This window comes from Nitrospina sp. P1_D6 (assembly GCF_052156615.1).
GTDB lineage: Bacteria > Nitrospinota > Nitrospinia > Nitrospinales > Nitrospinaceae > Nitrospina.
This window is the reverse complement of sequence record NZ_JBQKUN010000002.1, coordinates 110,669-134,058: the sequence shown is the minus strand read 5'-3', so window position 1 is coordinate 134,058 and position 23,390 is coordinate 110,669. Positions and strand designations below refer to the sequence as shown.

Genomic DNA, 23,390 nt, shown 5'->3' with positions numbered 1-23,390 from the left:
ACCGGCCCCATGATCCGACTCAAATTCTCCGATTCATCCAAACCGGCATTGCCGCTGGTTTTTCTTGCATTGTTTTTTTTCGTTTTGATTGTTTTCTGGGCCGCACTGGACAATGGATTCGTGGACTGGGATGACAACGGTTACATCCTGGGCAACACGATGATCCGGTCGCTGGCTCCGGAAAACATCCTGCATATGCTGTTCAGTCTGCAGCCGTTTTACTGGCAGCCGATGACGTGGTTGTCCCATGCCATCGATTATCGTCTGTTCGGGCTGGAACCGGCGGGCCATCATTTCGTGAGCATCGTCCTGCACGGCATCAATGCGTTCCTGGTTTTTCTTTTGATTTTTCATTTTGCCAACCGGGCGCACCCCGGGCTGAGGGAGCGGAGCGGAGTGCTTCTGGCCTGCGCCTGGGCGGCGCTCGTGTTTGCCGTTCACCCGCTTCGCGTGGAGTCGGTGGTCTGGGCGGCGGAAAGAAAGGACCTGCTGTGCGCGCTGTTCATGTTCAGCGCGCTGCTGGCTTACCTGCGGTATGCCGATGCCACCGAAAAGAGCGAACGTCGCCGCTGGTACCGGTGGGTGCTGTTCCTGTTCCTGCTGGCTTTGATGTCCAAACCCATGGCTGTCACGTTTCCCGTTGTCGTTCTGATATTGGACCTGTATCCCTTGAACCGGATATCCAGCCGGACCGATGCCTGGAAGTGTTTTACTGAAAAGATCCCGCATTTTGTAATGAGTTTCGCCACGGCGGTCATTACGTTCATCGCGCAGAAAATCCAGGGTGCGGTGGTCGCGATCGACGAGTTGAGTTTCACCGTCCGTATCGTGAACGCGTTGAGAAGCACCGTGTTCTACATTGAAAAAACCTTGTGGCCGCAACCCTTGGTGCCGTTGTATCCCTTTCCCGACTGGAATGTGAGAATGTGGCTGGAGGTGGCGACGTTTTTTGTCATCTGCTGGTTCTGTGTCGTCAAGTGGAATGAAGGCCGCCGCTACTGGATGACGGTTTGGTTGATATACCTGGTTACGCTGTCGCCTGTGATCGGAATCATTCAAGTCGGCGGTCAGGCCGCCGCGGACCGGTTCACCTACATTCCCACGCTCGGTTTTTATGTGCTGCTGGCCCTTGGAGTCATCCGATTGTGGAGGTTTTTTGCCGAGAGGCGGCGCGAGGTGCTGGCCAGCGTGATCATCGGGTATTTCGCTATTGTGGTTATAGGAGTGACCAGCGTGTGGACCATCAAGCAGATTCCCGTGTGGAAGAACACCGGTGTGTTCTGGGAGTGGGTGATTGCGCATTTCCCCGACAAGTTGGCACGGGCGCACACCAACCTTGGCATCTATTACAATAAACAGGGCAATGAAGACGGCGCGATGGACATGTTTCGGCAAGCCATCCGCATCAAGGAGGATTATGAACCGCCGTACAACCTGCTGGCGCTGGCATACCAGAAACGGGGGCAATGGGAACAGGCGGAAAAAATGTTCCACAATGCGCTGGCGGTGAAACAGGACGCGATGGTCGAGAACAATCTGGGATTGTTGTACATGCAAAAAGGGGATCATGAACGAGCGGAGAGCTGGTTTCGCAAGGCGGTGGCCACCAAACCCGATTTCGCCCAACCGTATAACAACCTCGGTTTGCTGTTCGAGGAGCTGAAGCAGCCCGAAGAGGCCGAGCGATTCTATAAAAAGGCCATCGAAACCAATTTCGATCTGGCTGAGGGGCACGCCAACCTGGGGAACCTTTATAAAAAAAGGAAGCAGTTTGACGCCGCCATTGTGGAGTTTTCGATCTCGGTTTTTTTAAGCCCGGACAATGCGGATATGCACAACGCGTTCGCGGAGGCACTCATGGCGGCGGGGTACCTGGACAAGGCGGAGCAGCAATTGAAAAAGGCCTTGCAGCTCCGGCCCGGCCATGTTTCGGCCCAGGCCAATCTGGAGAAAATTCACGAACACAAAGGCTCCGCCACCTGATGCGGTGGAGCGGGAAACCCGGTTACCTGGAGGAGATCTGGGTGATTTGCAGGTTCTCCTGTCCGGGCAAATGGTGTGCCATCACTGCCTGAATGGCGGCGATGTGTTCATCTTCCTGCGAAGCGGCCGCGGCAGGAGCGGCGGCGGTGGGTTTGCTTTTGGCCGGAGCCGGGGCGGGCGCCCGGTAGGGTATGAGCGAAGTCATCACCTTGATGGCCCCGATCAGAATCCCCAGTACGAGAAAGATGACGCCCAGCGCCAGCAACGAAACCTTGATGGAAGTAAGAATAATCGGGCTCATGTCAGTTTCCGGCTCCCGTATTGGCTGCGAACAGTTCGATGGTTTGCACCGCCGCGTGAGAGGCGCCTTCGGTGGCGGGCCCGATGTCGCCGAACAACGATAGAAAAACGCCCGCCGCCACGGCACTGCCGATAACCCCGGCAACGTTGGGTCCCATCGCGTGCATGAGCAGGAAGTTGGATTTGTCTTCTTCCTGACCCACCTTCTGGGACACGCGCGCCGCCATGGGTACGGCGGACACGCCCGCCGAGCCGATCAGCGGATTCACCCGCCCTCCGGACACGATGTACATCAGTTTTCCAAACAGCACACCTCCCGCCGTGGCGAATGCAAACGCCAATAGACCCAGCACGATGATCTTGATCGTGTCCAGCGTGAGGAACGATTCCGCTGTCATGGACGATCCCACAGCCAGGGCCAGCAGGATGGTGACGATGTTGATCAGGTGCGTCTGTGCGGTTTCATGCAGGCGCGCGGTGACGCCGGATTCGCGGAACAGGTTGCCCAGCATGAACATGCCCAGAAGGGGCGCGACACCGGGAAGCATCAGAATGCAGACCAGGGTGGAGATGATGGGAAACAGGATCTTCACCGTGGGCGAAATGGGCTGCAACTGCTCCATCTTCACCTTGCGTTCCTTCTCCGTGGTCAGCGCGCGCATGATGGGCGGCTGGATGAGTGGCACCAGCGACATGTACGAATACGCGGCCACGGCGATGGGTCCCAATAAATGGGGAGCCAGCTTGGCCGCCAGGAATATCGATGTGGGGCCGTCCGCGCCGCCGATGATGCCGATGGCGCTGGCTTCCTGCAGGTTGAACCCGAGAGCGACCGCACCGATCAGCGTGGTGTACACGCCCACCTGCGCCGCCGCGCCCAGAAGCAGGGTCACCGGATAGGCCAGCAAGGGACCGAAGTCTGTCAAGGCTCCGACGCCGAGGAAGATCAACGGCGGAAGCACCTCGTGCTTGACCCCGGAGTAGAAAATGTTCAGCAGGCCGCCATCGTTGGTGTTTGCCATGTTGCTGAGCGGCAGGTTGGCCAAGAGGCAACCGAAGCCGATGGGCAACAGCAAAAGCGGCTCAAATTTTTTCCAGATCGCCAGGTACAGCAGGACGAGCGAGACCAGGATCATGATGATCTGGCCTCCTTCGATCACCGCGAACCCGGTGGAATGGAGAATCCGATTTATAGCGTCTTGAAATGTGAAGTCCATTATGAAATCAGAATGAGTTCGTCGCCGGTTTGTACGTTAGCCCCTTCCTGAACCAGGATGCTGTTGATGGTTCCGGAATACGGAGAGTGGACCTCGGTTTCCATTTTCATGGATTCGAGGACCATCACCGTGTCGCCTTCACTGACCTGGTCGCCCACCTTGCATTTCATGGCGAACACAGATCCGGGAAGCGGGGACGTGATGGCCTTGGTTCCGTTGGAGGATGCCGCCGGAGCCGGTGCGGGCGCCGGAGCCGGAGCTGGCGCCGCCGCAGGGGCGCTTGCCACGGGCTGGGGTGCCGGGGCACCACCGGCCTGGGCCGGGCCCACCTCCACCGTGTAGAGTTTGCCGTTGACCTTCACATCGTACACCGCCGGTCCGGCAGGAGCCGCAGAAGCGGCGGGCGCGGGGGCTGCAGCCGGTGCGCCTTTCTTGCCGTTGGCGGAGGCCGCGGCGGGGGCCGCTTCAGCAAGCGGTTTGCCGCGCGTCTCAAAGAACTTCAACGCCACCTTCGGAAACATCGCGTACGTCAACCGGTCTTCGTCCGATTTCGCCTTGTCGCCGACTTCCGCCGAAATCTTTTCCCATTCCGGATCCAGCAGGTCCGCCGGGCGGCAGTCGATGAGTTTTTCTTCCTGCGCGATTTTCTGCACCAGTTCGGGCTCCAGTTCGCCAGGCAGTTTGCCGTACTTGCCGAGCACGCACTCGCGCGTTTCCTTGGTGATGATTTTGTAGCGCTCGCCGGTCAGCACGTTCAATGTGGCCTGCGAACCGACGATCTGGCTGGTCGGCGTGACCAGCGGGGGGTATCCCAGATCCTTGCGCACGCGCGGCACTTCCTTCAACACCTCGTCGAGCTTGTCGTGTGCGTTCTGTTCGCGGAGCTGGTTTTCCATGTTGGAAATCATGCCGCCGGGGATCTGGCTTTGCAGGATATTGATATCCACGCCGACAAAATTGCTTTCGTACTGGGAGTAATGCTTGCGCACTTCCTTGAAATAGGCGGAGATTTCTTCCAGCAGTTCCAGGTCCAGCCCGCTGTCGCGCGGGGTGCCCTGGGTGGCGGCGACGATGCATTCCGTCGGGTAATGCGAGGTGCCCATCGACAGGCTGGATATCGCCGTGTCCACCATGTCCACGCCGGCGTTGATGGCGGCCTGCATGTTCATTCCGGCCAGCCCCGTGGTGGCGTGCGTGTGCAGGTGGATGGGAAGCGGGATTTCCTTTTTCAATTCGCTGATCAGCGGACCCGCCACTTGCGGGGTCAGCAGGCCGGCCATGTCCTTGATGCACAGGATGTCGCACCCCATCTCCACGATCCGCTTGGCCATGTCCTTGTAAAGCGGGATATTGTGAACGGGGCTCACCGTGTAGCTGATGCAGCCTTCGACCGTGCCACCGGCCTTTTTCGCAGTCTTGACGGCCACCTCAATGTTCCGGAGGTCATTCAGGGCGTCAAAAATCCGAAAAATGTCGATGCCAACGTCTGCCGATTTCTGCACGAACCGTTCGACGATGTCGTCGGCGTAATGGCGGTAACCGACGCAGTTCTGCCCCCGCAGGAGCATCTGGAACGGGGTTTTCGGCATTTTCTTTTTGAGCACGCGGACGCGTTCCCACGGGTCTTCGTTGAGGAACCGGATGCAACTGTCGAACGTCGCACCGCCCCACATCTCCAGCGAGAAAAAGCCGACGGCATCCAGCTTTTCCGCGATGGGAAGCATGTCCGCGGTTTTCATGCGGGTGGCGAGCAGGGACTGATGCGCGTCCCGCAGGACCACTTCGGTGATTTTAAGAGGATTGGTGTTGGTATTCATCCCACAGAAATCCTTCGAAAAGGTTGTGTTGGGTAACGGCTACGGGGCAACAGGCCGCCGTTCGCCGGCTGGGGACACAGTTCGACCTTGGCTCATAAACTCTTATGGAATCAAGGAGTGATGGAGGAGGCCCCCAGGATTTGGACAGGAGAATACTAAGGGATTAGCCTGCCAAAATCAATTCAATTTTATGCTTATTTGCGCCAGGTGACGGGCATGAAAAGAAGCAGGATGCCATAGATTTCCAGGCGGCCCAGAAGCATCATCAGGCTCAATACCCACTTCCCGGTATCCGGAATGGAAGAATAATCCCCGGCCGGTCCGACGGAACCCAGGCCGGGACCGATATTGAACAGGCAGGCGATGGTGCCCGTCAGGCTGGAAGCGTTGTCGACGCCCAGGATCGACAGTAAAAGGTAGCCCAATCCGGACAATCCAAAGAAGAGCCCCCACAGGGAAAGCACGTTGGTGACCTGGTCGCTGTCCAGCGCCCTCTGCCCGACCTTGATGCTGATGACCGCGCGGGGGTGAACGAGTTTTTGCAACTCCCGGTAAATGACCTTGAGGATGATGATGACGCGGATGGCCTTGAACGAGCCGCTGGTGGACCCGGCACAGGCCCCCATCATCATGAGTCCCACCAGAAGCACCTGCAGGTATTCCGGCCACAGGGTGAAGTCGTCGGTGGCGAAACCGGTGGTGGTGTTGATGGAGACAACATTGAATGCGGCGCGGCGAAGTGCATCGCCGACACCGTTTTCGGGAGTCTGCGCCCACAGGCCCACGGTGGCCGCGGCCACGCTCACCAACACGACGATGGTGTAAAACCGCAACTCCGGGTTTGTGGTCACCACGTCCCAGTTGCGGTGAACCATGTGGTAATGCAGGGCGAAGTTGACGCCTCCCAGGTACATGAAGGTGATGATGACCATTTCGAAATACAAATTGTCGAAATGGCCGATGCTTTCCTGATGCGGGGAGAAGCCGCCGGTGGCGACGGTGGAAAAGGTGTGGCAGACGGCGTCGAACCAGCCCATGCCGCCGCCCACCAATAGTGCGATCTCCGCCACGGTCAGCACGAGGTAGGTGGTCCACAGGAGCTTGGCGGTTTCGGCCAGTCGCGGCTGCATGCGCTCGACGGTGGCGCCGCCGGGAATTTCCGCCTTGAACAGTTGGAAACTGCCGATGCCGAGCGCCGGGAAGATGGCCAGCGACAGCATGATGATCCCCATGCCGCCCATCCACTGCATCAGGTTCCGCCAGAACAGGATGCCGTGCGGCAGGTCGTCGATGTTGGAAAGCACCGATGCGCCGGTGGTGGTGAAACCGCTCATGGTTTCGAAAAACGCATCGACAAAACTCGGGCAGGCGCCGGTCAAATAGAGCGGCAGACAGGAAACCAGGGTGAGCGACACCCACGAGACGCCGACGATGGCGAAGCCCTCCCGTTCGCGCAGTTTTTCAATGCCGGAAGGCAGGTACTTCCACAGTGCGGAGCCAACGACGACCGACAGGATGGCGACGATGAGAAACGCCGTGTGCGGAGCCATGCCACCGTGAAGTCCCGGCTCCATGTAATAAAGGGAAACCAGCAGGGGCACGATCAGAATCGCCCCCAGAAGAATGAGAAGGACGCCGACGACGTTGAAAATGGCCTGGAGATTCATCAGGAAAAGAAGCCCGTTTTTTCGCTGAAGATTTTTTCCACCTTTTCAAGGCATTGCGGCAGGGTGGCGAGGATCACCGTGTCTTCTGCTTCGATCTCCGTCGCCCCTGCAGGCACGATCATCTCGCCCTTGCGGACAATCGCGCCGATGATGGCCTCCGTCGGCATGCGAAGCTGGTTGATGCGTTTGCCGACGGCGGTGGATTTGGGATGAACCACGATCTCCATGACCTCCGCCTCGCCCTCCGCCAGTTTGTGCACGTTCAGCACCTCCCCCTTGCGCAGGTGCTTGAGAATGGCGGAGACGGTGATGAGGCGCGGGTTGATGTTGATGTCCATGCCGATGGAATCGAGGATCGGCAGGTAATCGGGGTCGTTGGTGAGGACGGCGGCGCGTTTCGCCCCGTGCTTTTTCGCAAGCAGGGCGGAGAGGATGTTCATCTCGTCATTGTCGGACAGTGCGAGATACAGGTCCGCGTCCTTCATGTTGATGTCGTTGAACAGGTCCGGGTCGGTGCCGTTGCCGTGCAGGATGACGGTGTGCTCGAGCGAATCGGCGGCGGTCGTGGCGTGGTCGTGACTCGGTTCGATGATCGACACGTCGTCGACGAACTTGTGCAGTTCCTGCGCCAGGTTTATGGAAATGGGGTTGGCCCCGTACATGATGACCTTGTGGATCTGCTCTACCTTTTTGTTGAACATGGGGAGCGCGAGCGGCAGAAACTCGTTGTCGATCACGATGTAGGCCTTGTCCTTCGGCTGCACCGTGTCCTCGAACTTGGGCACGTGCAGGCTTCCGTCGCGCACCAGGGCCACCACCATGAACGAGTTCATCTCCGACACACTGCGGATTTCCCTGATGGTCTTGCCGACCAGCGGCGCGTCTTCCGACACCTCGAAGCCGCGGAGCAGGATTTGGCCGCCGGCGAATTCGGCAACGTTGATGGAACTGGGTGTCTGGATGATCTTGAGCAGGGAATCGACCACGATCTCGCCGGGGTTGATGGCGTAATCGACGAACAGTTCCTGTGGGCTGAACACCTTGCTCGCGCCGGTCAATTCCACGTTGCGCAGGCGGGCGAACCGTTTTGGGATGCCGAACTTTTGTCCGAGGAAACAGACCATGAGGTTGATCTCGTCCTTGTCGGTGACGGAGATCACCATGTCCGCGCCGCGGATCTGGGCTTTCAACAGGGTGCTGGGAATGCAGCCATTGCCATGAATGGCAAGCACGTCGAGCTTTTCGGAGATGGTTTTGATGCGCTCGGCGTTTTCGTCGATGATGGAGATGTCGTGTCCCTCGTGGGACAGTTCCTGGGCGAGGTTGAACCCAACGATGCCGGCGCCGACGATCAGAATTTTCATGGACGGTGGTCGTTCAAGCGGGGCAGGCCGCGGTGCCGCCCGCCCGGCTAACGGATTTTGTTGAGGTATTCCAGGAAATCGGACTTCTCGTCCATCAATACCGTGGTGTCCGTTTTCAGGGAATTCTTGTAAGCCTCCATGGACCGCATGAAAGCGTAAAAATCCGGGTCCCGGCTGTATGCCTCGGCGTAAATGCGGATCGATTCCTTTTCGCCTTCACCCCGGATTTTCTGTTCTTCTTCATACGCCTCGGCCATCAGGATGGTTTTTTCCTTGTCGGTTTCGGCGCGGATCTTGGTGGCTTCCTCCTTGCCTTCCGAACGGTATTCCTTGGCGATGCGCTCGCGCTCCGTGCGCATGCGGTTGAAAATGGAGTTGGCGATTTCCGGCGGCAGGTCGGCCCGCTTGATGCGCACGTCGGTCACCTGGATGCCGTAGTCGGCCGCCTTTTTATCCACTTCTTCGGTGACCTTGTTCATGATCTGCTCACGGGTGTTGACGATCGCGTCCACCAGGTCGTGCGTACCCAGTTCCACGCGCAACTCGGACTTGATGAGGTCGTCGAGACGCGAGGCGCCGCCTGCCTCCGTACGCACCGTCTGCAGGAACTTCAGCGGATCGACGATGCGCCACATGGAATAGTTGTCGATCAGCAGGGTTTTCTTGTCCTTGGTGATGACTTCGTAGGCTTCATCGTCGTTGACCAGCAGTTGTTTGGAAAAGTACTTCACCGACTGGATGACCGGGATTTTAAAATACAGTCCGGGCTCGGTGATGGTCTTTTTGTATTCCTGGAGCTGAAGGACCACGGCGTTTTCCGTCATCTTGACGGTGAACATCGAGCTGTACAACACGATGAGCAGAACAATGAGTCCAATGACACTGGCCTGTTTCATAATCGATTGATTCCGCTTTCGGTGGATGGCAGCCGCATCATTTGCGGCCGTTCAGGTTCATGTTTTTCTGGAAATCCTTGCCCAGGGGCAGGATCGGCAGAACCCCGCTCCCTTTTCCGCCAATGACGAACTTGTTCATGTTGGGAAAAATTTCTTCCATGGTTTCCAGGTAAATGCGCCGGCGGGTGATTTCCGGCGCTTTCTTGTATTCTTCGAACTGGGACAGGAAACGGGCGGCGTCACCGCGGGATTTCTTGACGATCTGTTCGCGGTAACCTTCCGCATTGCGGACAATCTGGGCCGCCTGTCCGCGCGCTTCCGGGATCACCGCGTTGCGGTACCCCTGCGCTTCGTTGATCATGCGTTCCTTGTCTTCGCGCGCGCTGACGACGTCCTTGAATGCGCTTTCCACCTGTTTGGGCGGGCTGACGTCCTGCAACTGCACGTTGATGATGCGGATTCCCGCTTGATATTCGTCGAGCAGTGCCTGCATCTGTTCCTTGACCAGGATCTGGATCTCCGCCTTGCCGACGGTCAGGGCCTCATCGATCATCTTGTTGCCGATGATGCCGCGGATGACGGTCTCCGCCGCGTCGCGGACCACCTGCGCCGTATCGCGCACCACGAACAGGAAATTCTTGGAGTCGGAAATGTTGTACTGAACGACCAGGTCGATGTCGATGATGTTCTGGTCGCCGGTCACCATCAGCGATTCCGGCGGAAAATCGCGCACCTGGCCCGCGTTGTTGAGGCGGAAACCGATTTCGGTGCGGCGCACCTGGCGGACTTTCGGGGTGTAGACGTGTTCGATGGGTGACGGAAATTTGAAATGCGGGCCGGGCAGGGTGGTGCGTTCGTACCGGCCGAAGCGGGTGACCACGCCTTCCTCATCCTGTTCCACGAAATAAAAAACGCTGGGCAGAATCCAGAGTGCCAGCAGAACAAGGATGGCCGCCAATACGGTGCCGGGTTTGAACGGCGGCATTTTGAATTGAGGCATCTGCATTTGCGGCCCGGGACCGCCGGGTCCCTCGCCACCACCTCCGCCGGAGCGCGGCCGCTGGCGTTCCTGCGGCGGGCCCTGGTCGTGAAGATCATCCCATGACATGTTGTGATTCGACATAATCCACTTGGGTAACGGGCGCCGCGAACAGCACGGAACCCGGCATTTAACAATTACCGAACTAATTTCAGTGTAGCCCAGCGATCAGTGTTTTGAAAGTTTTTCAATATCTTCGAGGACTTTTTCCGCCTCGGTTTCGCTCAATCCCTTGAGCTGGTGACCGAGAAAATAGGAATAGTCGATGAGGGTTTCCCCGTCCATGAACCCATCTTCCGCGTTGGGGTCGTAAAGGTATTCATAGATCGGGTTTTCAGCGGAGGTATAAAACAACTCCAGGTCCTGATGATTGATCTCGTAACCAAGATATATCCGGATCGAAGCTTCGTCCATGTTGAATTCGTCGCCCGCTTCCTTGGCCGCGTCCTCCTTGCTTTTGCCGTCCGCCATCTGCTGGCCGATGAAGGTTTCGATGGCCTGGTTGCGGCGGCGGTTGGCAAAGTGGACGTAATTCATCTGCTGGCCGATCATGAAGTCGAGATCGAGAAAATAAAGTCGGACCCAGTCGTCGAAATCCACTTCGCGGCCTCCTTCGGCGATTCCGAACTCTTCCGCTTTTTCCGGTTCCTCCTTCGCGAGCCGGTTGTACATGGCAAGGAAGCGTTCCAGCGCATCGTAAACCACCCCGCAGAAAAAAGGGTTCATCTGGTACCAGTTGTTGGTGCTGTTATGCGCGTTCACCAGTTTTCGCAACATGATCATCAGCGTTTCCTGGTCAGCGTAGCGCTGCGAAACCGGAAAATTTTCCTTGAGGTAGGTTCCCGACTTGGTCGCCTCTCCCCAGCTGTCCTGAATGATTTGCTGCAGGCCGGTCTTGGCCCGGTCAAGAGCGTGGAACACCAGCCGCTCGTGGTTGAGGGAGCGCTGGTATTCCATGTATTCCTTCAACTTTTCGTTGTTGGATTCTTCGGGATGGCTGGGGTCCGTTTTAGTGATGTCTTTTGCGAACGCTAACATGGCTTCTCACTCATTTTTAATGGCCCCATTGTGACCAAAAAGGATTTTGATTTCAAGATTTATCGGGTTTCCATTGGGCCCGGCGGCCGGGGTGCCGTAAAAAAATGTGATTTTGCTTCTATAATGAAATGCATTGCGTTTACAATTAAAGAGAGAATTGCATTACAAGGGGTTGACCTGTTTTGGGGAGGGGAAATTGCCGTTCATGAAAACCTGTTATAACACATTGATGGCTTTCATCCTGGTGGTGGCCATGGTGCAGACCGGACCCGCTTTCGCTGAAAGTGCGTCCACCGGCAAGGGAAACGAGCCGGAAGTCCAGGGAAATGAAACTGAAAAAACACCGGCCAACACCAACGTCCTGAAAGAGGCGTTCAAAAAACTCGTCGGCAATGACGACGATAAAAAAGAGGGTGAAGAACCTGCCGCGGAAAAAACGCCGCCTCCAAAAACCAAAAAGGCGGAGTCCAAGCCGGAGCCGGAAACCGGAGAGAAAAAGGAATCCACGAACATTCTGAAGGAAACCTTCAAGAAACTGGTCGGCAAGGATGATGAGTCCGGTAAATCCAAGGAAACCGAAAAAGCCGAAACCAAACAGGAAGCCGGGACCTCTGAAGAGGAAAAACCCAAGGAAGGGATCATCAAGAAAGCCTTCAAGACCCTGATCAAAAACAAGGAAGAGTCCGAAGAGGCCAGGGAAGAGGCTAAAGAAAAAGCTGCCAAGCTGAAAGACGCCGCAAAGGAGAAAAAGGCTGAGGCGGAAGCCCAGGCGGAATCCTCGGAGGAAAAAACCAAGGCGAGTGCCAAGAAGTTTCTTTCCCAGACCATCGATAAAATCGTCGAGACCGTGAAAGGCGATGACAAAAAGGAACTGGAGGACGAGCCGAAACAGGCCAAGGCGGAAACCAAATCGAAAACGGACACCACTTCAAAAGCCGAAGCCACCGGGGAAAATAAAGAAAAAGAAAAGGAAGAAGGCGAAAATTCCAGCAATCCACTGAAAGATGCATTCAAGAAACTGGTTGGCAAGGACGACGAGAAAAAAGAGGAAGGCGAGGCGGCCCCCGAAAAGCCGTAACGCATCCAGACCTTCCGTCGATATTCCCGCCCCTGTTCTTCATTCGGTCACCTGCCTATGCAGCGCATGATTTCCAAATCCATTTTCATTTTTGCCCTGGTGTTCGTAATGGCAATGCCTCTCCATGCCGATGGCGGTAAAGGCAAAAAGGGGGAGGCGGGCGCTCTCGAAAAAGCAAAGGACAAGGTGCTCGATTCCCTCAACTGGGAAGAAAACGTTGAGCGCGCGAAAAAGCAGATTCAGAAAACGAAAAACAACTTGGCCGAAAAGAACAAGGAAACCGGCCTGAAAAAATCAATGAAGAACATCGAAAAGAGTATCGAGGAATCTTCCAAAAACGCGAAGAAAGTGTTCAAGAAAAACGCCGAACGGCTGGAAGAAACCTTCGACAACCTGACCGACGGCGAATCTTCCAGCAAGAAATAATAAGGGCCCAGGACCCTTTCTGAAAATTGTTGGACCCATTGGAACGGGAGTCCGAACGGGCTCCCGTTTTTATAATTGGGGAGATTCCAGGTAAGCCGCCACGCCTTCGGTGACGTCGCGCAGGAAAGGGAGATCGAGCGTCTCCAGCGTGTCCGAGGGCAGGTGGTAATGCGGATTGCGGAAGAACGCGGTGTCGGTCACCATCACCGCCTTGTGGCCGCCCTGCCAGAACGGCGCGTGGTCGCTCAACTGCACCTCCGGAAATGCCGCGCCGTCTCCCGGCACCACCAAAAACTCCACCCCCAGCCCCGGCACCACCTGCTTCATCGATCCCACCAGCGATACGGTCATCTCCTGCGACACCTCGTTGCCGACCACGGCGATGAAGTCGCCCCGGTCCGGGTACTTCGCCGGATCGACGTAGTGCGGGTAATTCTGCGAATGCGGCGTGCGGTTCACGAAACCCAGCATCTCAAGCGAGATCATCCCGGCGACCGGCACGTCCTCCTGCATGAGGCGTTTGCACAGGTGCTCGCTGCCGACGAAGGCGTATTCCTCCAGCGTGAACCCGGCGAACAGGATGGACAGCGACGGGGTGGCGCCTTTCAGGCAGGAGGCGATTTCCAGCAACGCCGCCACGGCGCTGGCGTTGTCGTCCGCGCCGGGTGTGCCTTCCACCGTATCGAAATGCGCCCCGACGACCAGCAGTCCACCCTCCGGGTGCGCCCCTTCCAGGCGGCCGAACACGTTGAAATATTCTTTTCCTTCAAAAGGAACCGGGTCGCGCCACACCTCCAGCCCGCAGGCTGAAAAATGCGACTCCACGTACGCCCCTGCCGCTTCCAGAGCCTCGGGGGAGGAATAAGGGTTCCTTTCGCCCACAAGGGCCTTTAAATGGGATTCGAGGGAGGCGGTTTCGGCTGGGCGCATGGGTCGTTTCCCCGCTTTGGAAAGCGGTTTTCAGGGATTTTGGCGGTCAAAAAATGGGTTTACATTTCAGGGAGCAAGTCATACCATGATCGGCATGGTCAAGGTAGAGTGCCACTCCGGCTACAAGGTCAACGAACGCCCCGTGGCGTTCACCCTCGCCGACCGCGATTTTCGGCGATCGTTCCAGGTGCGCGAAGTCATCGACGCCTGGCTGGGGGACGACTGCGACTATTTCAAGGTGAAGGCCGACGACGACAACATCTACCTTCTGAAATACGACCGGTACCAGGACCAGTGGGACCTGATTTTTTACCAGGATCCCCGCCGGATGGACACCATACAACCTCCCGCGCCCGGGGTCAAACACCCGTTTCAGCTTGCGTTCGAGCGGTTCGGGACGGACCGGTCCATTCCCATACACTGATCGCGCGGGCCGCCCGTCCTCGGTGCGCCGCGCGCTGACTTTGTGCCGAACCCGGCACCGTACCACCCTTGCGCAGGGCAGGGTCCCTGCGCGCAACCTCCCGGAAATTGAATGAGCCTGACCGCACCACCGTCCCACGAATACTCCGGCCAGCGACAGAAGATGGTCGAGGAACAGCTCGTCGACCGCGGCATCCGCGACCTCGCGGTGCTGGAAGCGATGAGCCGCCTGCCGCGGCACCTGTTCGTCGAGCCCTCGTTCCAGCACAAGGCCTACGGCGACCACCCGCTTCCCATCGGCGACAACCAGACCATCTCGCAACCGTACATCGTCGCCGCCATGACCGAGGCGCTGGCGCTCAAGGGCGAAGAACGCGTGCTGGAGATCGGCACCGGCTCCGGTTACCAGACGGCCCTGCTGGCGGAACTGGCGGCTCAGGTGTTCACCGTCGAGCGCATCAAGCCGCTCGGCCGCCGCGCGAAGGAACTGCTGGACCGTTTGGGCTATACTAATATCAACTACAAAATTTTCGACGGCACGTATGGATGGCGCGATCAGGGGCCGTATGATGCTATTCTGGTAACAGCGGCGGCGCCGGAGGTGCCCAAAACGCTGGTCGAGCAGTTGAAGGACGGCGGCCGCATGGTGCTGCCCGTCGGCGACTCGGAACGGCAGGAGCTGATCCGCGTGACGGTGAAAAACGGCGCGGTGCAGAAGACCATGCTGAACCACTGCCTGTTCGTGCCGCTGGTCGGCAAGTACGGCTGGCCGGAAGAGGAGTGATCCCGCCGCCGGGCCCGTCCACCGCCGCGATCCACTAACCGGATGGAACTTAGCTCGAGGTGACGACCGTGTTCTCGCGAATCAAGAAGGAAGGCCAATTCGAGTTCGGCCCCGGCATCAAATCCCACTACAACTACGACTACGCATCCCTCTCCGACACCATGAACGAGGCCTACTGCGCCATGCTGTTGCGCAAGCTGGAGGCGTGGCAGAAGGAGCACGGCAACTTCGAGGTGGTGGTGGGCATCGAGACCGAGGGCATCCGCATCGGCTACACGCTGGCGAAGATGATGGACCTCCGATTTTACATCATGCCGCACCGGAGGATCGAGCTGGAACAGCTGGGCGTGCCGAAGTACCCCGCCGACACCCACTGGCTGATCGTGGACGACATCGTGACCACCGGATCGCAGTTCATGCGCACCGTGGATTACCTGGACATCGAGGAGACGCCGGAGACCATCACCTATGCGTGCATGATCAAGCGCAACCCGGCGAACCTGGATTTTTCCGCCGTCAGCGGCAGTCCCGACAAGGAACAGAAATGGGTCCGCACCGAACGCTTCGACTTCGTCGACAAGCGCCTCGTCGCGCTGTACAGCGAGGATTAGTAGGGCCAAACTTGGGATGAATTTGAATTGACTTCTAGAGGTAGGTAATTGGTTGGCATGCTATGCGAATAGGATTTCTTGATCAAAATAAATGGATTCAATTAGCGCAGGCGGCGACCCAACCGCGCAAATATCCTGATCACTATTCACTTCTAAAGACGATTCATAACGAAGTGAATAGTGGTCGTTTGATGTTACCCCTTACTTGGCCAAATATTTATGAGACATACAAGATCAATGACCCCGAACGGAGATATCCGCTTGCATATGTTCAGGCTGGTTTAAGCAAGGGGCTGGTTTTTCGTGGGCGGTACAAGCGCCTGAAAGAAGAGATCACTATATTTTCGCGAGTTGCATATGGTTTGCCCCCATTAAAGATTGAAGAAAAATGGTTTCTGTCGAGCAACTTTTTTGAGGCATTTTTGGAAGCAGATGATGAAAGGTCTGGGTTTTCAAATTTTCCGAACGTGTTAACTGAAATTCTAAATCACCCAAAATATTTTCTTTTTGATTACTTGGTAAATACGCCACACAACGAAAGGGCTATAGCTGTCAAAAGATTTTCCAATGGCTCCGATCAATTGCGACGAGAAATTGAGGATCGTCGTAGTTCTCATAAAAACGAGCCACTTCCATTGCGTAGGCGGTTCTACGGTGCGCTATTGATGGTAAATGACATGAAATTTATATTTCAAACAGTAAAGCAAGCGGGTGTTCCATGGACAACTTTTGGAGATATGGGCGATTCGACTGCTCGGAAATTAATTGATGATGTGCCGACTTATTGTGTGGAGCGGGAGCTTATTTTAAAGCTTGAGGCACAAAGACGGCCAATTAACGAAAATGATTTCCGAGACTTGGAGTCGTTTTGCGCCACCCTTCCATATGCAGATATAGTGATTGCTGAAAAGCAGTTTGTGAATTTGGCATTACAGGCAGGATTAGATAAGAGATACAATACTTTTGTCGCAACAGATATAATGAAGCTTGAAAATGTGTTTAATTAATTTGTGACAGGTAGATTTGTAATAATTTTATAGTGATGGTGTTCGGCTGACAGTGGTCTTTGTTGGGTATTGGATGTTTGGATTAAGCGGCTCGTTGAGCCGCTTTTTTGTTTTTAGCCCCCTCATCCTAACCTTCTCCCGCAAGGGGAGAAGGGACCTTAAACATCCCCTCAGCCCAGCCCTCTCCCTTGACGGCAGAGGGCTGGGCTGAGGGTGACGTCCTCTGATTCTTTTTGGAAAAACAATTTTTTTACCTTCCTCTTTCCGTCATTCCCCATGTGGACCTTCCAAACGGACAAGTCCGTTTTTGGCGAGGGTGGCGTAGGGTTCTTCCGTGCTGGTGGCGGCCTGGCGGTACCAGAAAAGGGCGCGGGCGGGGTCGCGCGGAATGCCGATGCCGGTCTCGCGCATCAGGCCCAGCTGGGTCTGCGCCTTGGGGTCGCCCCCCTCAGCCCCCAGCGTCAGCCACTTCACCGACTCTTTAAAATCCCGCGGGATGCCGAACCCCGTCATGTACAGGATGCCGAGATTCGTCTGCGCGCGGATGTGTCCCGCTTCAGCCGCCTTCCGCGTCCACGCCAGCCCCGCGTCGTAGTCCTGCCGCACACCCTGCCCGGCGGCGTACATCATGCCGAGTTGCGTCTGCGCTTCCACGTGACCCGCCTCCGCCGCCTTGCGGTACCACCCGAACGCTTCCTTGTATTCGGACCGCTCGTACGCGGCGTCGCCTTTCAGGTGCCAGCCGGATTGAATCCGTTTGGGGGTGCAGGCGGAGAACAGCCCAATGGCAAGCAGGGCTGTCAGCAGGGCGGTGATGAGTGTCGTTCGGGTGTGACGGTGAAACATGACAAGTCTCCTGTGTATCACTAACGTTCTGGGTGGCAAGCCGGTATTGCGACGCTTGTTTGAATAAAAGGAAAGAAGCTCCAGAACCTCCCCCTCAATCCCCTCCTTGGTAAGGAGGGGAGGTGATCTGGATTGGGCCCACCGACCATCGTTTCATTCTCCGAGTAGTACCTATTTGCTCGCGCCCGGCGCGGTTACGGCACGCGTTCCACCCGGATGACGTTGGTCCATTTCGGGATGTCGGCCGGTTCGCCGGTAGCGATCACAATGCGGTCGCCTTTTTTTACCATTTTCTTTTGTTTCAGGCATTTCAGTACCGCTTCCATATCGTTCAGGAACGGGCGGTCCGCCTCCACCAGAAATGGCAGGGCACCGCGGAGCAGCGTCAATTGCCGGGCCCGGCGGGGCCTGGAGGTGAAGACCGCCAGCGGAACCATGGGGTGCGGCGACCGCACCATTTTCGCCGTGCCGCCGGTGAGGGTGAACACGACGATCACCCGCGCGCGCAATGCCTCTGCAAGGTGGTTGGCGGAGTATGCGACCCCCAGGCTGATGGGCGGCTCCTCCTCTAAAATCCATTTCCACGGCTGGATTTTTTGTTCCTTTTTCAAGAACGCCTCGGTGTCCTCCACCGTTTTCGCCATGACCCGCACCGCTTCCAGGGGGTGTTGACCCACCGCGGTTTCGGCGGAGAGCATGATGGCATCGGTGTTGAACATCACGGCATGGGAAATGTCGGAGATCTCGGCGCGGGTGGGGCGGGCGTTCCGGATCATGGACTCCAGCACCTGCGTGGCCACGATCGCCGGTTTGCCCTGGCGGGCGCATTCGTGCAGGATCTGCTGTTGGACAGTCGGCACCTGGGTGAGCGGGATTTCAATGCCCAAATCTCCGCGCGCCACCATCACTGCATCGGCGGCGGAGATGATGGACTTCAGGTTCTGCACCGCCTGCTTGCGCTCGATTTTGGCTATGATTTCAACCCCTCCCCCCCGGCGTTGGACCAGACGACGAAGGTGTTCAATGTCTTTCGCCGAACTGACAAACGACAGAGCCACGAAATCGATCTCCTCCTGAAGTCCGAACTGCAGGTCTTTTTTATCCTTTGCCGTCAACGGCCCCGAGGGGATCGTCGAATCCGGCAGATTGACGCCTTTGTGATCGGTCAGGCGACCCCCGGTTCGGACCTTCCCCTGTACCTGTTTTCCGGAAACGGAAAGGACCTGGACGCCGATGTTCCCGTCGTCCAGGTAGACTGTGTTGCCTTTTTTTACAGATTGAGGAAACTGCCTGAACTGCACGGGAATGAGGTTGTCTTTTCCCGTGACCCGTTTTGTGGTGAAGGTGACCGTTTGCCCGGGGTGAAGAGTGGTGTGCCCGTTTTCAAATTCACCGACGCGAATTTTGGGTCCCTGCAAATCAAAAAGAATGCCCAGGTGAATCCGCAGGGTTTTCTCCACCCTGCGGATCCAGCGAATCCATTGTTGCAGGCTCTTGTGGTCCCCGTGGGAAAGGTTGAGGCGAAACACATTGACCCCGGCCTTCGCCAGCGCTTCAATCTGTTTCAGGGTCCCCGTGGCGGGACCCAGGGTGGCTATGATCTTGGTCAATCGCACCCCGGTATTTGTCATCGCCCCTCCGGAGAATGAAAGTGCCTGGCCATCCTGCCTGCCCCCATTTCAACTTTGAGGGAGGCCTGCGGCAGGCCTTTTTGGTCATGCCGATTCCGGTATCCATTGTACTCATCTTTGCCTGCATTTGGGTTTGTCATTTTCTGCTTACCGAGGGCCCGGCGGTGAATGGAAAGGGGTGCGGATGGATCGATTCGACTTCATTGGCAAAGGCCCTCTTGCGGGGGTCGGCAAAATTTGACCAAACAGGGTGCTAGACAAATTTTGCCTCACTCCTTACATTGGAAGTATGGACCTCCGCTACACATATCGTCTGGGATTCGCCCTTTCCGCGGCGTTGTGGTTGAGCGCCTGCGGCGGGAAACTGTTCCAGATTCCCTACAACACGGAGCCGGATGAACCCGAGCCCACCGCCATCAAGGTCGGGCTGGAGCTGGGCGGCGCGAACAAGTTTTTCAAGAAGTGGCTGGACGTCGAGCAGATCGACATCTCCGGCATGGCCCGGCTGGACAACGGTGATTTCTTCCTCATCCACGATTCCAAGGACTCCCCCGCGGAACAGTTTCGTCCCCGGTTCGGCGTGCTGTCCATCGATGAAGCCCGGAAAACCTCCACCTACCAGGAGATCCAGCTGAGCGACCGCACGTGGCGAAAGCTGGGCGGCCCAGCCAACGACCTGGAGGCCATTTGCGGCCTGTCACAGAATCCCGGGGAATTCCTGCTTCTGGAAAGCTCGAATTATAAAGGCCGGGATGGGCGTATTTTTCATGTCCGCCTGAAACAGCGCGGCAAGAAATGGAAAATAAAAATACTGGGCATGGCGTCCCTGCCGAAACAGGATGAGGATGAGGAGACGCCGTACAACTTTGAAGGCATGGGCTGCGTTCAGGAAACCGAGGACCGCGTCGAGGTGGTGCTGGGCGACCGCGGGGAGGGCAAGCACCGCAGCCGCCTGTTCTGGAACACGCTGGATTTGAGGAAGCACCGGTTCCTGCGCGGCGACCGCTTCAAGGTGCTGGAATACGGCATCCGCGCCCCGGTCTGGGAGACGCTGGGGGAAACCGACGTGCGCCACATCTCGGATTTGTACATCGACAAACTGGGCCGCATGTGGATCGCATCGGCTTATGACGAAGGCGATTTCGGCCCGTTCGCCTCGGTCGTGTACATGGCGGGCTACGCCTCGCCGGGCCACATCCTGCCCGTGGACTGGAATCCCGATCCGGTGTTCCAGGTGAAGATCGGCGGCATCAAGATCGAGGCTCTGGGTCCGGCCCTGTCGGACGATTGCCTGTTGAGCGTTGGCACCGACGATGAAGGGTTCGGCGGACAGTTGGGCGAGATTTTCTGCAAGGACCCTGAGGTCAAGGTGTATAACAAGAACCTGCCCACCAACTGACGGCGACCTTCCGCCAGCTTTCCTTTTTTCAGATTATTTTTTGCGAAGCAGGTACACGATTTTTCCGTGCTGGTTGTAGTGTCCCGCCGCCACGCCTGCGGCCTTTCCCACTCCGAAGTAGAGGTCGGCGCGGCCGGGTCCCTTGATGGCGCTTCCTGTATCCTGGTCCAGCACGAAGCGGGAAAAGGGTTTCCAGCCGATGATGCGCCGGTTTTCATCCAGCACCGGTTTGGTGGCGGAGATGAACGCCAGGCCACCGCCGGGGTACAGACTCTTGTCCGTGGCCAGGGCGCGTCCCGGCACCAGTTCGACCCCCACCGATCCCGTCGGGCCCTGGTCCGCCAGCTCAAAGAAAATGTAGCGGCGGTTCTGGAACAGGTAACGCGGGATGTGTTCCGGGTTGCGTTGGAAGTAGGCCTTGATGCCCTGCATGCTTCCCTCGCCTTCGGTGATGACGCCGTCCCGGATCATCTGCCGGCCGACGCTTTTGTATGGAAGCTCGTTGGACCCGTTGAAGCGGACCGCCTGCACCGTGCCGTCCGGAAAGCGCAGGTAGCCGGAACCCTGTATGTGCAGGAAGTAGCGGTCGAGGTCATCCTTCAGCCATGCGATTTCCAGGTTTCGGTTTTGCAGGACAAAGTCCCCGTCGATTTCCTTGCGCGTCAGCAGGAGGTTGCGTTGGCCGCTGCTCAGGTGAAAGCCGTAGTCGCGGTTGCTTTCCGACTGCGTCCAGATCACCCGGCGCGTGGGCGCCTGTTTGGGTTTGCGGTACAGCGGATACGAGTATTCACGACTCGGGTACCGGCTGGCGTCCACGATGGGTGTGTAGTAGCCGGTGAACTGCATGCGCTTGCGACCGCGACGGCCTTTTCCCGCCTCGATGATTTCAAACTGCTCTTCCACCACACGGCTGAACTCCTCCGGTGACAGGCCGCTCACCAGCAGGCGGCGAAAGGCGATGAGCGTTTCTTTCAGGTCGCGCTTCGTCACCTTGCGTGAACCCATTCGCAGGCGTTCGTCCAGGTTGGCGAAACGGAAAGCGTTCAACTGGCGGTCGATGGCCTGCAACAGGGTGCCGCGGCTCATGTCGTCGAAGAAACGCGGCGCGTCTGCGAGCAGGCCTTCGTTCCAGTCATCGGAGTCGGTGATTTCTACTTTCGGCGGCGGCGCGAAAGTTTTGTCGGTAAAGACCCGGATTTTATCGTGGACCGGGGAATCGGGGGCCACCATGGGTTCCGGTTCCGCTTCATCCAGGGTATCCGCTTCGTAATGCACCGCGTAGGGCAGGGCATCCACGCTTTGTTTTTGCGACTCTTCGATTTGATGCAGTGAGTGTTTTGCCTGATCCGGCCTGGTGGGCGGAAGAACGGAGGTGGAACCCGATGAATGGGGCGCGGGTGTTGTCTGGTATCCCACGGACGTTGAATCGCCGACCATATAAGGAGACGGTGTGGCGCACGAACTGAAAAACAAAAAGAAGACGATGGCAAACGTGCCCGGCGGCACCGTCCACCCGTTTTCGTTTCCCTCTCGTTTTGAAGTCGCCCTTCCTTGCATCCGTCCCCCTCAATAGCAGATGGAGTCAATCCATCAACCGCGGGCCATCTCCACGATGGCTTCGTTGGCCAACTGGTCGGCGCGTTCGTTTTGCGGATGGCCCGCGTGCCCGCGCACCCACTTCCAGGTGATGTTGTGAGTGTCGGCCAGGCGCCGCAGTTCCTGCCAGAGTTCCTTGTTCTTCACCGGCTTTTTGGTGCTCGTGGTCCAGTTGCGGCGCACCCAGTTGGGCATCCATTCCGTCATGCCTTTAACCAGGTACTCCGAGTCGGTATAGAGTTCCACTTCGCTTGGCTCCTTGAGTTTTTTGAGAGCCACGATGGCGGCGGTCATTTCCATGATGTTGTTGGTGGTGCTGGGGTCGGAGCCCTTGAATTCCAGCTTTTTCCCGTTTTGGAAGATGAGACCCCCGTATCCCCCGGGGCCGGGGTTGCCCTTGCAGGCACCGTCTGTGTAGATCAAAATTTTCTGCATTCCGGGCCTCCCCCGCAACCTGTCCATAATTGATTGATTTTAAAAACAAAACCGGGGAAATGATAGCATAAATTGGGGAGCCCGGAAAATATTTGAAAACTTTTTAGGCGCCCCCGTCTCTCAAGGTATAAGGTAAGGTGTTTTGATGACATGGGGGGAGAACTCATGACGACCAGCCTGGGAGATGATTTGAGGACCACCCTTCAATGTTCCGACGCCGTACAGATCTGCATGGCGATGGAACGTGAAGGAATTGCTTACTACGAGCGGGCGGCGAGGACCGTGAACGACGACCGCGTACGGCAGGTGCTGGAGCACCTGGCCGATCAGGAAAAGGACCACGCCCGCACCCTGCAGGAGAAATCGCGTTTTCTTCAACCTGCGGTTCAGCGGCGTACACCGGAGAAACCGGAAGTCCAGCGATTCATCCGCCAGCAGATTCTGGGCAAGGTGTTTCCAGAAAGCGGCAAGGATCGACCGCAGTCCTGGACCGATGCGGAAGCGTTGGAAATCGGCATCCAGTCGGAGAAAAACTCCATTCAGATTCTGGAGGGTCTGATTGAGCAGGTGACCAAAATCGACGTCCGCACCGTGTTCTCCCATTTGGTGGTGGAAGAGAAAAAGCATCTTGAACAACTGCAGGCATTGAAGGCGCAACTCCCGTAATTTTAAGCCTTCCAGAGAGAAAGGGCGAAAACTGGCCCCTTTCCTTATCCTCTGATCCACCATAATGATGCAGGGCTGTATGCAGGAATGATGTTTGTAACGGGTTTGTAATAAGGAAAACCCGCAACAGGACTGCACCCCGAACCCCCAAACCGCCCCGCCAAAATTTTTTAATTAGTTGATTTAAAAGGCACTTTCTTGTTTGTGGGGGTCTCCGGCGCCAGATTGCACGCAAAG

Annotated in this window: 22 protein-coding genes; 9 read left to right on the top strand and 13 right to left on the bottom strand. The window is 57.1% G+C overall.

Translation table 11 applies throughout. The annotated features are described in order from the left end of the window. Positions 1-9 precede the first annotated feature (9 nt). Positions 10-1,983: a tetratricopeptide repeat protein gene (locus ACTRXA_RS04260; protein ID WP_442425969.1), complete on the top strand. Its 1,974-nt coding sequence runs from the start codon at positions 10-12 to the stop codon at positions 1,981-1,983. A 22-nt stretch (positions 1,984-2,005) separates the two neighbouring features. Here the strand turns inward: ACTRXA_RS04260 and ACTRXA_RS04255 are convergent, their stop codons facing one another. From ACTRXA_RS04255 to ACTRXA_RS04220, 8 genes are all read right to left on the bottom strand, one after another. After that, positions 2,006-2,284, bottom strand: coding sequence for an OadG family protein (locus tag ACTRXA_RS04255; RefSeq protein ID WP_442425968.1), 279 nt, complete (start codon positions 2,282-2,284; stop codon positions 2,006-2,008). A gap of 1 nt (position 2,285) precedes the next feature. Further along, a complete protein-coding gene (locus ACTRXA_RS04250) occupies positions 2,286-3,500 on the bottom strand; it encodes a sodium ion-translocating decarboxylase subunit beta (RefSeq protein WP_442425967.1) in 1,215 nt (404 codons plus the stop codon). Next, positions 3,500-5,317 (bottom strand): sodium-extruding oxaloacetate decarboxylase subunit alpha, encoded by a 1,818-nt coding sequence (gene oadA / locus ACTRXA_RS04245; RefSeq protein WP_442425966.1) that lies wholly within the window; start codon positions 5,315-5,317, stop codon positions 3,500-3,502. Before oadA ends, ACTRXA_RS04250 begins: the two co-directional genes overlap by 1 nt. A 194-nt stretch (positions 5,318-5,511) precedes the next feature. After that, positions 5,512-6,984 (bottom strand): TrkH family potassium uptake protein, encoded by a 1,473-nt coding sequence (locus tag ACTRXA_RS04240; protein WP_442425965.1) that lies wholly within the window; start codon positions 6,982-6,984, stop codon positions 5,512-5,514. After that, entirely contained in the window at positions 6,984-8,348 is a 1,365-nt protein-coding gene (gene trkA / locus ACTRXA_RS04235) for a Trk system potassium transporter TrkA (RefSeq protein WP_442425964.1), read from the bottom strand. Before trkA ends, ACTRXA_RS04240 begins: the two co-directional genes overlap by 1 nt. A 47-nt stretch (positions 8,349-8,395) precedes the next feature. Then, entirely contained in the window at positions 8,396-9,244 is an 849-nt protein-coding gene (hflC, locus tag ACTRXA_RS04230; RefSeq protein ID WP_442425963.1) for a protease modulator HflC, read from the bottom strand. 37 nt (positions 9,245-9,281) lie between these two features. Beyond that, positions 9,282-10,352 (bottom strand): FtsH protease activity modulator HflK, encoded by a 1,071-nt coding sequence (hflK, locus tag ACTRXA_RS04225; RefSeq protein ID WP_442425962.1) that lies wholly within the window; start codon positions 10,350-10,352, stop codon positions 9,282-9,284. A gap of 99 nt (positions 10,353-10,451) precedes the next feature. Then, complete coding sequence (locus tag ACTRXA_RS04220) at positions 10,452-11,321, bottom strand: hypothetical protein (RefSeq protein ID WP_442425961.1); 870 nt, start codon at positions 11,319-11,321, stop codon at positions 10,452-10,454. A gap of 205 nt (positions 11,322-11,526) precedes the next feature. Between ACTRXA_RS04220 and ACTRXA_RS04215 the strand changes: the two genes are divergently transcribed. Beyond that, entirely contained in the window at positions 11,527-12,399 is an 873-nt protein-coding gene (locus ACTRXA_RS04215) for a hypothetical protein (protein WP_442425960.1), read from the top strand. 57 nt (positions 12,400-12,456) lie between these two features. Next, a complete protein-coding gene (locus ACTRXA_RS04210; RefSeq protein WP_442425959.1) occupies positions 12,457-12,825 on the top strand; it encodes a hypothetical protein in 369 nt (122 codons plus the stop codon). Between the two features lie 69 nt (positions 12,826-12,894). Here the strand turns inward: ACTRXA_RS04210 and ACTRXA_RS04205 are convergent, their stop codons facing one another. Continuing rightward, complete coding sequence (locus ACTRXA_RS04205) at positions 12,895-13,755, bottom strand: M28 family peptidase (RefSeq protein ID WP_442425958.1); 861 nt, start codon at positions 13,753-13,755, stop codon at positions 12,895-12,897. Positions 13,756-13,840: 85 nt separating this feature from the next. On the opposite strand from ACTRXA_RS04205, the gene ACTRXA_RS04200 reads away from it, so the two are divergent. The 4 genes from ACTRXA_RS04200 to ACTRXA_RS04185 all read left to right on the top strand — a co-directional run bounded on the left by ACTRXA_RS04200 (position 13,841) and on the right by ACTRXA_RS04185 (position 16,580). After that, entirely contained in the window at positions 13,841-14,179 is a 339-nt protein-coding gene (locus ACTRXA_RS04200; protein ID WP_442425957.1) for a hypothetical protein, read from the top strand. Between the two features lie 111 nt (positions 14,180-14,290). After that, positions 14,291-14,962, top strand: coding sequence for a protein-L-isoaspartate(D-aspartate) O-methyltransferase (locus ACTRXA_RS04195; protein ID WP_442425956.1), 672 nt, complete (start codon positions 14,291-14,293; stop codon positions 14,960-14,962). Between the two features lie 68 nt (positions 14,963-15,030). Then, positions 15,031-15,573, top strand: coding sequence for a phosphoribosyltransferase (locus ACTRXA_RS04190; protein WP_442425955.1), 543 nt, complete (start codon positions 15,031-15,033; stop codon positions 15,571-15,573). Between the two features lie 62 nt (positions 15,574-15,635). Further along, entirely contained in the window at positions 15,636-16,580 is a 945-nt protein-coding gene (locus ACTRXA_RS04185; RefSeq protein ID WP_442425954.1) for a hypothetical protein, read from the top strand. 267 nt (positions 16,581-16,847) lie between these two features. Here the strand turns inward: ACTRXA_RS04185 and ACTRXA_RS04180 are convergent, their stop codons facing one another. Both ACTRXA_RS04180 and pyk read right to left on the bottom strand, forming a co-directional pair. Then, entirely contained in the window at positions 16,848-17,426 is a 579-nt protein-coding gene (locus ACTRXA_RS04180; protein WP_442425953.1) for a tetratricopeptide repeat protein, read from the bottom strand. Between the two features lie 194 nt (positions 17,427-17,620). Beyond that, entirely contained in the window at positions 17,621-19,057 is a 1,437-nt protein-coding gene (gene pyk, locus ACTRXA_RS04175; protein ID WP_442425952.1) for a pyruvate kinase, read from the bottom strand. Positions 19,058-19,346: 289 nt separating this feature from the next. Here pyk and ACTRXA_RS04170 point away from each other — a divergent pair, with 289 nt between their 5' ends. Next, positions 19,347-20,456 (top strand): hypothetical protein, encoded by a 1,110-nt coding sequence (locus ACTRXA_RS04170; RefSeq protein ID WP_442425951.1) that lies wholly within the window; start codon positions 19,347-19,349, stop codon positions 20,454-20,456. Between the two features lie 33 nt (positions 20,457-20,489). Here ACTRXA_RS04170 and mltA read toward each other — a convergent pair whose 3' ends face one another. Both mltA and rnhA read right to left on the bottom strand, forming a co-directional pair. Then, a complete protein-coding gene (gene mltA / locus ACTRXA_RS04165) occupies positions 20,490-22,013 on the bottom strand; it encodes a murein transglycosylase A (protein WP_442425950.1) in 1,524 nt (507 codons plus the stop codon). 33 nt (positions 22,014-22,046) lie between these two features. Then, the gene (gene rnhA, locus ACTRXA_RS04160; protein ID WP_442425949.1) at positions 22,047-22,487 is read right to left on the bottom strand and encodes a ribonuclease HI; all 441 of its coding nucleotides are present in this window, start codon (positions 22,485-22,487) and stop codon (positions 22,047-22,049) included. A gap of 165 nt (positions 22,488-22,652) precedes the next feature. Between rnhA and ACTRXA_RS04155 the strand changes: the two genes are divergently transcribed. Continuing rightward, positions 22,653-23,153, top strand: coding sequence for a ferritin family protein (locus ACTRXA_RS04155; RefSeq protein ID WP_442425948.1), 501 nt, complete (start codon positions 22,653-22,655; stop codon positions 23,151-23,153). Positions 23,154-23,390 lie beyond the last annotated feature (237 nt).

Excerpts from the sequence above, each read along its gene's own strand:
- ACTRXA_RS04260 (WP_442425969.1), top strand. The coding sequence starts at position 10 with ATGATCCGACTCAAATTCTCCGATTCATCCAAACCGGCATTGCCGCTG.
- ACTRXA_RS04255 (WP_442425968.1), bottom strand. The coding sequence starts at position 2,284 with ATGAGCCCGATTATTCTTACTTCCATCAAGGTTTCGTTGCTGGCGCTG.
- ACTRXA_RS04250 (WP_442425967.1), bottom strand. The coding sequence starts at position 3,500 with ATGGACTTCACATTTCAAGACGCTATAAATCGGATTCTCCATTCCACC.
- oadA (WP_442425966.1), bottom strand. The coding sequence starts at position 5,317 with ATGAATACCAACACCAATCCTCTTAAAATCACCGAAGTGGTCCTGCGG.
- ACTRXA_RS04240 (WP_442425965.1), bottom strand. The coding sequence starts at position 6,984 with ATGAATCTCCAGGCCATTTTCAACGTCGTCGGCGTCCTTCTCATTCTT.
- trkA (WP_442425964.1), bottom strand. The coding sequence starts at position 8,348 with ATGAAAATTCTGATCGTCGGCGCCGGCATCGTTGGGTTCAACCTCGCC.
- hflC (WP_442425963.1), bottom strand. The coding sequence starts at position 9,244 with ATGAAACAGGCCAGTGTCATTGGACTCATTGTTCTGCTCATCGTGTTG.
- hflK (WP_442425962.1), bottom strand. The coding sequence starts at position 10,352 with ATGTCATGGGATGATCTTCACGACCAGGGCCCGCCGCAGGAACGCCAG.
- ACTRXA_RS04220 (WP_442425961.1), bottom strand. The coding sequence starts at position 11,321 with ATGTTAGCGTTCGCAAAAGACATCACTAAAACGGACCCCAGCCATCCC.
- ACTRXA_RS04215 (WP_442425960.1), top strand. The coding sequence starts at position 11,527 with ATGAAAACCTGTTATAACACATTGATGGCTTTCATCCTGGTGGTGGCC.
- ACTRXA_RS04210 (WP_442425959.1), top strand. The coding sequence starts at position 12,457 with ATGCAGCGCATGATTTCCAAATCCATTTTCATTTTTGCCCTGGTGTTC.
- ACTRXA_RS04205 (WP_442425958.1), bottom strand. The coding sequence starts at position 13,755 with ATGCGCCCAGCCGAAACCGCCTCCCTCGAATCCCATTTAAAGGCCCTT.
- ACTRXA_RS04200 (WP_442425957.1), top strand. The coding sequence starts at position 13,841 with ATGATCGGCATGGTCAAGGTAGAGTGCCACTCCGGCTACAAGGTCAAC.
- ACTRXA_RS04195 (WP_442425956.1), top strand. The coding sequence starts at position 14,291 with ATGAGCCTGACCGCACCACCGTCCCACGAATACTCCGGCCAGCGACAG.
- ACTRXA_RS04185 (WP_442425954.1), top strand. The coding sequence starts at position 15,636 with ATGCGAATAGGATTTCTTGATCAAAATAAATGGATTCAATTAGCGCAG.
- ACTRXA_RS04180 (WP_442425953.1), bottom strand. The coding sequence starts at position 17,426 with ATGTTTCACCGTCACACCCGAACGACACTCATCACCGCCCTGCTGACA.
- pyk (WP_442425952.1), bottom strand. The coding sequence starts at position 19,057 with ATGACAAATACCGGGGTGCGATTGACCAAGATCATAGCCACCCTGGGT.
- ACTRXA_RS04170 (WP_442425951.1), top strand. The coding sequence starts at position 19,347 with ATGGACCTCCGCTACACATATCGTCTGGGATTCGCCCTTTCCGCGGCG.
- mltA (WP_442425950.1), bottom strand. The coding sequence starts at position 22,013 with ATGCAAGGAAGGGCGACTTCAAAACGAGAGGGAAACGAAAACGGGTGG.
- rnhA (WP_442425949.1), bottom strand. The coding sequence starts at position 22,487 with ATGCAGAAAATTTTGATCTACACAGACGGTGCCTGCAAGGGCAACCCC.
- ACTRXA_RS04155 (WP_442425948.1), top strand. The coding sequence starts at position 22,653 with ATGACGACCAGCCTGGGAGATGATTTGAGGACCACCCTTCAATGTTCC.